Below are 4,131 nucleotides of genomic sequence, written 5' to 3' on the forward strand. Positions count from 1 at the left end.
AGCGGCAAGCGGCCGTAGGCACCCAGCACGGCGTGCGCGACGCGACCGAACCAGCGTTCGAGCTTGTCGCGTTGCGCCGCATCCACGTCCCCGAGGATGGTCAGTCTCAACAGACCGCCCGGCAATTCGATGCGCTTCTCCACGAAATGGCCGAACGCGACCGACGCCGACCAATCCACGGGAGTATTCGGAATGCGAAATTCGACGGCGCTCACGTTCGGCGATTTGCCGTCGTGCGAAAGCTTCTGCCAGGGTGCCGAGATCGACCAGCCGGCAGGCAGCTCCATGCGGATGCGCGCATCATCGTCCTGCACATCGGCACGCAACAGCCACAGCTGCGGCGCGACGACGATGTCGTCGCCCATGCGCCAGCCGAGATCCGGTTTGTCTTGCGCCGCGATCGCGGCGAGATCGGCGCGCCAGCTCAGGCATTCTCCGGCGCGCCAGTCGCGCGCGCTCCAGCCGTCCTCCTCGCTTGCAAGCGGACGCCGATCGCCGCGCGCGACATCGGCGACGAAGCGCTTTGCCCATTGCGAATCCGCGGCGAAGCTTACCTGCGCATGCGCCTCGCCGAGGCAGACACGCATGCGCATGCTCTGCGAAGCGGCATCGAAGATCGCGTGATACTGCGGCGACTCGCGCGCTGCGGCCGGCGCGGGCGCCAACAGCATCGACAGCAACACGGGAAATATCAGGCTACGCAGCATGGCATGTCGCCCATCTTCGATTCGACGAAGAACTGACCCGGATGATGCCTGCGCCCTTACAATTGCCGCAATGGATGTTTCGTACCTGCTCGACGACCTCAACCCGGCCCAGCGCGAAGCGGTCAGCGCGCCGCCGGGCCACTATCTCGTACTCGCCGGTGCCGGCTCGGGCAAGACGCGCGTGCTCACGCACCGCATCGGCTGGCTGCTCGAAGTCGAGCGCGCGTCGCCGTGGTCCATTCTCGCGGTCACGTTCACGAACAAGGCGGCTGGGGAGATGCGCGCGCGCGCGCAGACGCTGCTCGAGAACTCGTCGCTGATCAACACGCGCGGGCTCACGGTCGGCACGTTCCACGGTATTGCCCACCGCCTGCTGCGCCAGCACTGGCGCGAGGCGAAGCTGCCGGAGACGTTCCAGATCCTCGACAGCGACGACCAGCAGCGTCTGATCAAGCGCACGATCGCCGCGCTCGGCCTCGACGAGTCGCGCTTCCCGCCGCGTCAGGCCGCGTGGTTCATCAATACGGTCAAGGACGAGGGCAAGCGGCCCGCGGCCTTCGAGCGCGAAGGCAATCCGCTGACGCGCACGCTGGTCGACATCTACAAGGCCTACGAGGAGCAGTGCCAGCGCTCGGGCCTCGTCGACTTCGCCGAACTGCTGCTGCGCTCGCACGAGCTGTTCCTCACCGACGATCGCCTGCTCATGCACTATCGCGAGCGCTGGCGGCACCTCCTGATCGACGAGTTCCAGGATACGAACACGCTGCAGTACGCCTGGATCCGCGTGCTTGCCGGCGACACGGGACAGGTGTTCGTCGTCGGCGACGACGACCAGGCCATCTACGGCTGGCGCGGCGCGCGCGTCGAGAACGTGCAGCACTTCCTGCGCGACTTCCCAAGCGCGAAGACGATCCGCCTCGAACAGAACTACCGGTCGACGGCCACGATCCTCAAGGCCGCGAACGCGGTCATCGCGAACAACCCGCAGCGCCTCGGCAAACAGCTGTGGACCGCGGGTGACGCTGGCCAACCGATTTCGCTGTACGCCGCCTACAACGAGCAGGACGAGGCGCGTTACGTGATCGAGGCGATACGCGAACACATGCGCCAGGGCGGCAACGCGCGCGACTGCGCTATCCTCTACCGTTCGAACGCGCAGTCGCGCAACTTCGAAGAGCAACTGATCCAGCACGATATTCGCTATCGCGTCTACGGCGGCCTGCGCTTCTTCGACCGCGCCGAGATCAAGGACGCGCTCGCCTATCTGCGCCTCGTCGCCAATCGTCATGACGATGCTGCGTTCGAGCGTACTGTCAACACGCCGCCACGTGGAATCGGTGAGCGCACGTTGGACACGCTACGCCAACGCGCGCGCCGCGATTCGAGTTCGCTCTGGGACGCGGTGCTCGCGGAGTTCATCACCGGCGACCTGGCCGGACGTGCGAAGAACGCGCTGCGTGGCTTTGTCGACCTGATCGAATCGTTGGCCAAGGATTGCGCCGGTATAGACGAATCGGCGATGGCCCTCGCCGAGCAGATCGACATCGCGATCCAGAAATCTGGTTTGCGAGATTTCTACGAGGCCGACGCACGCGGCAGCGCCGAGTCGCGCGTCGAAAACCTCGACGAACTCGTCAACGTCGCCAGCCGTTTCGAGCGCACGCCCGAGGACCTCGACGCGGGCCTGAGCGAACTCGCCGCCTTCCTCGCCCATGCCGCGCTCGAAGCCGGCGAGTCGCAGGGCGAGGCTTGGGAAGATTGCGTGCAGTTGATGACGCTGCACTCGGCCAAGGGCCTCGAATTCCCGATCGTGTTTCTCGTCGGCCTCGAAGACGGTCTGTTCCCGAGCCAGCGCTCGCTCGACGAGCCAGGCCGGCTCGAGGAAGAACGTCGCCTCGCCTACGTCGGCATCACGCGTGCGCGCGAATCGCTGATGCTGTCCTATGCCGAATCGCGCCGCCTGCACGGCATGGAGAGCTACAACCGTCCTTCGCGCTTTCTGCACGAACTGCCGCGAGAACTGCTGCACGAGGTGCGCCCGCGCGTGCAGGTGTCGCGCCCGTTGTCGGCCAATCACTACGCCGCCGACGCGCTCGAAGTCACCCAATTGAAACTCGGCCAGCGTGTGCGCCATGCGAGCTTCGGCGAAGGCGTGGTCATGGACGCCGAAGGCTCGGGTGCGCACGCGCGCGTGCAGGTCAATTTCGAGGATGCGGGTGCGAAGTGGCTGGTGCTGGCCTATGCGAATCTGACGCCGCTGTAGCCATCTTCCCTTCTCTCACAGGAAGAAGGGAATGAACACAGCGGAACCATTTCTTCTGCAACCTGTCAGAGCCTCGACGCATCCAACGAACAGGCCTGGAGTACTTCGCATGACCAAACCGACCCAAGTGCTCGTCTGGATGGGTGGATTCCTCATCGCCGTCGCCGCGCTCGCCGGCATGCTCGCACCGAAATTGCTCGCGAACTTCCAGGCGAATCCGTTCTTCAACGGCGTGATCCTGCTCGTGCTGTTGTTCGGCATTGCCTGGAATCTGCGCCAGGTGCTGCAGCTTTCGCGCGAGGTCGAGTGGATCGAGACGTTCAAGCGCTCCGATCCGAACCGCCAGCTCGCGCCGCCGAAACTGCTTGCGCCGATGGCGCGCATGCTCGCCGGGCGCGAGCGCTCGAAGTTTTCGCTGTCGACCGCCAGTCTGCGTTCGCTGCTCGATTCGATCTATTTGCGTCTCGAGGAATCGCGCGATCTGTCGCGCTACCTCGTCGGCCTCGCGATCTTCCTCGGCCTTCTCGGCACATTCTGGGGCCTGCTCGTCACGATCCGTTCGGTCGCCGACATCATCGGCTCGCTCGGCGTCGGCACCGATCCGGCAGCGATGTTCAACGATCTCAAGGAACATCTGAAGGAGCCGCTGTCGGGCATGTCGACGAGCTTTTCGACGTCGCTGTTCGGGCTCGCCTCCTCGCTCGTACTCGGTTTCCTCGACCTGCAGGCCGGCCACGCGCAGAACCGTTTCTACAACGAACTCGAGGAATGGCTGTCCGGGCAGACGCGGCTGTCTTCCGGCGCTCTGCAGGGCGACGGCGAGGCGAACGTGCCGGCCTACGTGCAGGCGCTACTCGAGCAAACCGCCGACGGCCTCGAGCGCATGCAACGCGCACTCGTGGAATCGGAACGCGAGCGGCGCAATTCCTCGGAGCAGCTCGGTGAGCTCAACGCCCAGCTCGCGCGCCTGGCCGACCTGCTCGGCCGCGAATCGCGCGAGATGCGCGGCATGAGCGAGACCCAGGAAGAGTTGAAGAACGTGCTGAAGACGCTCGCCGCCGCACCGGGCAACAGTGCGCGCCTGACCGACGACCTGCGCAGCGAATTCCGCCTGCTTTCGCGCACGATCGCCGCCGCGGTCGACGGCAAGCGCAACGGGGC

The 4,131-nt window shown here is 65.4% G+C and carries 3 protein-coding genes; 2 read left to right on the forward strand and 1 reads right to left on the reverse strand.

The genetic code is table 11. The annotated features are described in order from the left end of the window. A partial coding sequence (locus tag VF497_RS16170; RefSeq protein ID WP_330890604.1) for a hypothetical protein occupies positions 1 to 707 on the reverse strand: 707 nt, incomplete at its 3' end. Positions 708 to 777: 70 nt separating this feature from the next. On the opposite strand from VF497_RS16170, the gene uvrD reads away from it, so the two are divergent. Together uvrD and VF497_RS16180 are read left to right on the forward strand one after the other, a co-directional pair. After that, positions 778 to 2,970, forward strand: a complete 2,193-nt coding sequence (gene uvrD, locus VF497_RS16175) for a DNA helicase II (RefSeq protein ID WP_330890606.1) — start codon at positions 778 to 780, stop codon at positions 2,968 to 2,970. A gap of 109 nt (positions 2,971 to 3,079) precedes the next feature. Next, positions 3,080 to 4,131 (forward strand): hypothetical protein (locus tag VF497_RS16180; RefSeq protein WP_330890608.1); only part of this gene is annotated, 1,052 nt, incomplete at its 3' end.

The sequence above is a fragment of the Rudaea sp. genome, assembly GCF_036383415.1.
Lineage (GTDB): Bacteria > Pseudomonadota > Gammaproteobacteria > Xanthomonadales > Rhodanobacteraceae > Rudaea.